General features: G+C 67.2%; 5 protein-coding genes. 4 read left to right on the top strand and 1 reads right to left on the bottom strand.

All coding sequences use genetic code 11. The features are described from left to right. Positions 1 to 668, bottom strand: a 668-nt coding sequence (locus VFE28_03330; protein HZM15010.1) for an ABC transporter ATP-binding protein, incomplete at its 3' end; no start/stop codon positions are given. A gap of 264 nt (positions 669 to 932) precedes the next feature. On the opposite strand from VFE28_03330, the gene VFE28_03325 reads away from it, so the two are divergent. The 4 genes from VFE28_03325 to VFE28_03310 all read left to right on the top strand — a co-directional run. Beyond that, positions 933 to 1,880 carry a glycosyltransferase family 2 protein gene (locus VFE28_03325; protein HZM15009.1) on the top strand — a complete coding sequence of 316 codons (948 nt, stop codon included), beginning with the start codon at positions 933 to 935 and terminating at the stop codon, positions 1,878 to 1,880. A gap of 12 nt (positions 1,881 to 1,892) precedes the next feature. Next, positions 1,893 to 3,818, top strand: a complete 1,926-nt coding sequence (asnB, locus tag VFE28_03320) for an asparagine synthase (glutamine-hydrolyzing) (GenBank protein HZM15008.1) — start codon at positions 1,893 to 1,895, stop codon at positions 3,816 to 3,818. A gap of 97 nt (positions 3,819 to 3,915) precedes the next feature. Beyond that, complete coding sequence (locus VFE28_03315) at positions 3,916 to 4,494, top strand: class I SAM-dependent methyltransferase (GenBank protein ID HZM15007.1); 579 nt, start codon at positions 3,916 to 3,918, stop codon at positions 4,492 to 4,494. A 2-nt stretch (positions 4,495 to 4,496) separates the two neighbouring features. Next, on the top strand, positions 4,497 to 6,103 hold a 1,607-nt coding region (locus VFE28_03310), incomplete at its 3' end, for a hypothetical protein (GenBank protein HZM15006.1).

Below are 6,103 nucleotides of genomic sequence, written 5' to 3'. Positions count from 1 at the left end.
GCGGGCGTGCCGAGAGCGATCACCTTGCCGTGGTCGACGATGGCCACGCGGTCGCAGAGACGCTCGGCCTCGTCCATGTAGTGCGTCGTGAGCAGGGTCGTACCGCCTCCGCTGCGGAAGTTGTCGACCAGCTCCCAGAGCTGGCGCCGGGATTGCGGGTCGAGCCCCGTCGTCGGCTCGTCCAGGAAGAGCACCTCCGGGTCGTTCACCAGCGCACAGGCGACGGAAAGCCGCTGCTTCTGACCCCCCGAGAGCTTCATCACCCAGGCATCGCGCTTCTCCTCCAGCTGCACGCGCCGGATGACCTCGTCCGGTGTCGGACCGCGGCGGTAGAAGCTGCGGAAGAGGCCGATCGTCTCCCGCACCGAATACTTGTCGTAGAAGCGCGTTTCCTGTAGCTGGATGCCGAGCCGCTCGCGGAGCGCCCGGTCCTGCCCGGTCCTCCAGGTCTGGCCGAGGACCTCGACCGTGCCGGCATCGGCGCGGTTCAGACCTTCCAGGATCTCGATCGTCGTGGTCTTGCCGGCGCCGTTCGGCCCCAGGAGGCCGAAACACTCGCCGCGACGCACCTCGAGATCAAGGCCATCGACGGCCAACACGGATCCATAACGTTTCGTCAACCCGCGGCACAAGAGTGCCGTGAGGTCGCTGGCCACAGTGGGCTTCATGATGCAGGGAACGATACGTCCAGCGTGAGGATCCCGCAACGTGCGCAGCCGGCGCGCGAACCCCGGGCTCTGGTCAGGGTTCCGGGGGTCATGGTAGGCTTGTTGCGGCCCCCGCCAGGATGTCAGCGATGGACGGAGGGCCTGCCCCGTGCGCCGTCCATCCCCGTCCGACCCAACCCGAGGACTTCGCCCATGGCCACGGCCCCGAGTTCCGCGTCGAACCGCAATGCCGCGTCGACGCCGCCTGCGGCCCCCGCCGTCGAGATGTCCATCGTCATCCCGCTGCTCGACGAAGAGGAGAGCGTCCCGCACCTGTACGAGCAGCTCGTCGCCGCCTTGGACAACGTGGGGCGCAGCTGGGAAGCCATCCTGGTGGACGACGGCTCCACGGACCGCACCTTCGAACTCCTGGCGGAGATCGCCGAGCGCGATCGCCGCATCCGGGTCCTGCGCTTGCGGCGAAATTTCGGCCAGACTGCGGCCATGGTGGCGGGCTTCGACCACGCCCGGGGCAAGGTCGTGATCCCCATGGACGGGGACCTGCAGAACGATCCGAGCGACATCCCCTTGCTCCTGCAGAAGATCGACGAAGGCTTCGATGTCGTGAGCGGCTGGCGCAAGAAACGGCAGGACAAGGCATTGCTGCGGAGGGTGCCCTCGCGCCTGGCCAATTGGTTGATCGGCCGGGTGACCGGGGTCAAGCTGCACGACTACGGCTGCTCGCTCAAGGCGTACCGAGTGGAGGTGCTGCGCGGCACCCGCCTCTACGGCGAGATGCACCGCTTCATCCCGGCGCTCGCCACTCTCATGGGCGCCAAGATCTGCGAGGTGCCGCTCCGGCATCACCCCCGGCGCTTCGGCCGCAGCAAGTACGGTCTCAAGCGCACCATCAAAGTGGTGCTCGATCTCTTGACGGTGAAGTTCTTGACCGACTACTCGACGAAGCCGATCTACTTCTTCGGCAGCATCGGCCTGCTCTTGTGCCTGGGTGGCGTGCTCGCCGCGGCAGAAACCGTCTGGGAGAAGATCGCCCACGGGACCTACGTCCACAACAATCCCTTCATCCTCATCGCCGTCTTCCTCTTCTCCTTGGGCGTTGCCTTCGTCTTCATCGGCCTGCTGGCGGAGATCATCATCCGCACCTACCACGAGTCGCAGGCGAAGCCGATCTATTGGATCGGCGAGAAGCGCAATGTGGGCGAAGGCGAGTGAGGGCGCGCGCCCATGTGCGGCATCGCAGGCATTCTCGGTTATGACGCTCCGGTAGACGTCGGCCTCCTGCGCCGCATGACGAATAGCCTCCGCCACCGCGGCCCGGACGATGAAGGCTTCCACGTCGAGGAGGCCGTGGAACGCGGCCCCCGAGTGGGTCTCGGCTTCCGCCGGCTCTCCATCATCGACCTCGCCGGCGGCCACCAGCCCATGTGCAACGAAGACGGTTCGGTCTGGCTCGTTTTCAACGGCGAGATCTACAACTTCGCCGCCTTGCGAGCGGAGCTGGAAGCACAGGGCCACACCTTCCGGACGCGCGCGGACACCGAGACGTTGGTGCACCTCTGGGAGGAGCACGGCCCGGAGGCGGTCACCAGGCTCAACGGCATGTTCGGCTTCGCGATCTGGGACGCGCGCCGGCGCTCTCTGTTCCTGGCGCGGGACCGGATGGGGAAGAAGCCGCTCTACTGGGCGGATACCGGGCGGTCGCTGCTTTTCGCCTCGGAGCTGAAGGCGCTCTTGCAGCACCCGGAGTGCCCGCGCCGGCTGGATCCGCGGGCGTTAGCCAAGTATCTGGCCTACGAGTACGTGCCGTCGCCCGGGTGCATCTTCCAAGGCGTGCACAAGCTGCCGGCGGCGCACACCCTTCTCTGGGAGGGCGGGCGCATCACCGTAGGGCGTTACTGGGACATGCGCTTCGCCGGAAACGGCGCCCGCCGGAGCGAAGCGGAGTACGCCGAGGAGCTGCGGACGCGGCTTCGCGAGGCCGTGCGGCTGCGGTTGGTGAGCGACGTGCCGCTCGGCGTCTTCCTCTCCGGCGGCATCGATTCCAGCTCCGTCGTGGCGATGATGTCGGAGCTCGTGCCGCCGGAATCGATCAAGACCTTCTCCATCGGCTTCGAGGAGCGTTCCTTCGACGAATCGACGCACGCCCGCAAGGTGGCGCGCTTCTTCGGTACCGACCACCGCGAGGACAGCCTGCGCCCCGAGACCATGGTGGACATCCTGCCCAATGTGGCGGACTTCCTCGACGAGCCCTTCGCCGATCCTTCCATCGTGCCGACCTATCTCTTGTCGCGTTTCACGCGCCAGCACGTGACCGTGGCCCTCGGCGGTGATGGTGGCGACGAGCTGCTCGCCGGCTACCCAACCTTCCAGGCCGAGCGGGTGGCGCGTTACTACCGCGTGCCACGGGCGCTGCACGAGCGGGTGCTCGTGCCGCTCGCCGGGCGGCTGCCGGTGTCGCACGACAACTTCAGCCTGGATTTCAAACTGAAGCGATTTCTGCAGGGAGCGTTGCATCCGCCAGGCGTGCGCAACCAGGTCTGGCTCGGAGCCTTCGATCGCGCTGGGCTGGAAGATGTGCTCGGCGCCGAGGCGCTGGCTGGGGACGATCTCTACGACGACATCGCCCGCGCCGAGGCCGAGTGCCCGTCACAGAATCCGCTGGAGCGCTTGATCTACCTCTATGGCCGTTTCTACCTACAGGACGACATCCTGACCAAGGTGGACCGGGCGAGCATGGCCTGCTCCCTGGAAGTGCGGGCTCCGTTCCTGGACTATACTCTGGTGGAGTTCCTGAACAGCATCCCGCCGGACCTCAAGCTGCGCGGGTTGCAGACGAAGTACATCCTGAAGCGCGCCATGGGGGAGCGCCTGCCGCCAGGAATCGCCGGGCGCGGCAAGAAGGGCTTCGGGATCCCGGTGGCGCGCTGGTTCCGCGGTGAGCTGCGCGAGCTCGCCTGCGACGTGCTGGACGCAGGGCGCATCCGCCAACAGGGGATCTTCCGCTGGCGCGCGGTGGAGCGACTCCTGGACGAGCACTTCCGCGGCGTTCGGGACAACCGCAAGCAGCTCTGGACCTTGTTCGTCTTCCAGCTGTGGTACGACCGTTTCGCGAGCCGGCCGGCAGTGGCGCCGGCGCGGATCGGTGCCTGAGGAGCGCCGCGGATCCAAGTTGCGCCACGGGTCCACGTCGCGGCGCGGGTCCATGTTGCGCCGCGGGTCCAAGTCGCGGGGAGCGAAGGAAAGATTCATGACCGTGACGACACCGCTGGCAGAGAAGCTGAACCTGGGCTGCGGAGCCTTCAAGAAGCCCGGCTTCGTCAACGTGGATTGCGATCCGGGCCTGCAGCCGGACATCGTGCAGGACCTGGATCAGCTGCCGTACCCGTTCCCTTCGGGGCACTTCCGCTTGATCGAGGCCGATCATGTCCTCGAGCACCTGCACGAGCCGTTCCGAGTCATGGCGGAGATGCACCGGATGCTGAAGAATGGCGGCGAGCTCGTCGTCCGCGTTCCTCACTTCAGTCGTGGCTTCACGCACGCCGATCACAAGCGCGGCTTCGACGTCACCTTTCCCTACTACTTCAACCCTTCCTTCCGGGGCGGCTATACGGGAACGGAGTTCGTGCTGGAGCGCATGCGCCTGCGCTGGTCGGCGCAGCCGTACCTGAAGCGGACCGTTGTCTCGCCCGGGCTCTTCTATCTCTCGGAGGGGCTGGGCAAGGTCATCGACTTCTTCGCGAACCTGTCGCCCCTCGCCGCCTCGCGCGGCTGGTGCTTCCTCGTCGGCGGTTTCGAGGAGATCGAGTTCCGGTTCCGCAAGAAGTGAGCATGGCACCGGAGCTTGCCCCCCGTCGTTTCGACTCCCGCCTCCTGGCGTTCGCTGCTCTCGCCTTCGCAGTCACGGTCTTGCTTTGGATTCGGCCGGGATCGAGGTGGCTGGGCGCCTTCACTCCCGATGGCGTCTTCGAGCCACGGACTGCCCACTTCCTCGATGCTGGCGTGTGGATCTGGGGGCTCGCCGCCGCGGTGGCGCTGGCTGCGGCGTCGAGCGCCACTCTACGCCGGGGGCTCGCAGGTGGCTGGCGCGAGCCGGCGCCGGGACCGGGTGATCTCTCGTCGCCCAGCCGAGGTGGGGTCCCAGCGCGGAGTTCCATGTTCTCGCTCTGGCTCGCTCCAGCTTGGGGCTTTAGCGCCGTGGTGTTACGGCTCGTCGCGGCAGCGGTCTCGGACATCGGCCTCGGCGACGACGGCGCGCGCGTCGTCTGGTTGCAGCAGTGGCTCCAGGATCCACACATCGTCTGGTCGGGGTTATGGCTGCCGGCACATCTCTACCTGCACGCTCTCTTCTACCTGCTCGTCCGCGATGCCGTGTTGTCCGGCGTCTTGCTCTCCGCGGTGGCTGCCGGCGGCACGGTCTGGATCCTCGCCCGCGCGGTGCAGGTTCGCTGGGGCGACCTGGCCGGGGGCGTGGCCGGTGCGTTGGTCACGCTCCTGCCGGTGTCGCTCGCTTACGGTGCCAACCCCGACGTGAATCCGGTCTTCGCCTTCTTCATCGTCGCGGCGACGGCAGCATTGCTGCGAGCCCGGGAGGGGATTGGGTCACCGGGCTCCAGCCCGAGCGGCGCGAGGTTGCGACATCCTTTCCGCGTGTACGCTCTCGCCTGGTTCTGCCTCGCCATCGCCACCTGGATGCGCTTCGATGCCATCGTTCTCGTCTTCGCTCTGGCGGCGCTTCTCTTGCCACGCTGGCGTGCCGCGGCGGCGTTCGCCCTGGCAGCGGCATTGCCGTTCGCGGCATGGAACGTCGCCCAATCGCGATTCTCCCATGAGCACGGAAGCGTGATGAGCGTCGTGCAGGCCGACCCCACCTTGGGTGGTTCGATCGTCTCGGTGGGGTTCTCGTTCCTGGGTGCCCTGTGGCAGGCGGTGACACTGCCCATCGTTGTTCTCGGCGTTTTGGGAGCGGTGCGGGCGTGGCGCGCGCGCGCGGGTCGCGGCTGGATCATGCCGGCGGTCTCGCACCTGGCGGCGCTCGCCGGGACGACGCTCGTCTTCCACGCTGGAACGCAGCCGCGCTACTACATCCTGGTCGGGAGCATCGCAGCTGCTTTCGCTGGCGTGAGCGTGGCCGGGATCGCCTCCCGCTCGCGCGGTGTGGGCTGGGCGGCAGTCGTCCTCGTGGGCTTGCTCCTCGTCACCACACCGCAGCTCTACCCCGGTGAGAGCGATCTGTGGGTCCGTCGCAACCCCGCACTGCGCCAGTTGGTGGACGAGGTCGAGCGTCGTAGTGAAGGTGGTCACGTCGTCTGGGTTTCCGAGGAGTCGGGATACTTCTACGCCTGTCGGGCGAAACCACCGACCCAGCTCTACCACGCCTTGCCCCGACCCGACAGCCCACCGCAAGCCGTGCTCGACGGCCTCCGGGACGCCGACAC

The sequence above is a fragment of the Candidatus Krumholzibacteriia bacterium genome, assembly GCA_035649275.1.
Lineage (GTDB): Bacteria > Krumholzibacteriota > Krumholzibacteriia.
This window is presented reverse-complemented; position numbering and strand designations above follow the sequence as displayed.

Excerpts from the sequence above, each read along its gene's own strand:
- VFE28_03325 (HZM15009.1), top strand. The coding sequence starts at position 933 with ATGTCCATCGTCATCCCGCTGCTCGACGAAGAGGAGAGCGTCCCGCAC.
- VFE28_03315 (HZM15007.1), top strand. The coding sequence starts at position 3,916 with ATGACCGTGACGACACCGCTGGCAGAGAAGCTGAACCTGGGCTGCGGA.
- asnB (HZM15008.1), top strand. The coding sequence starts at position 1,893 with ATGTGCGGCATCGCAGGCATTCTCGGTTATGACGCTCCGGTAGACGTC.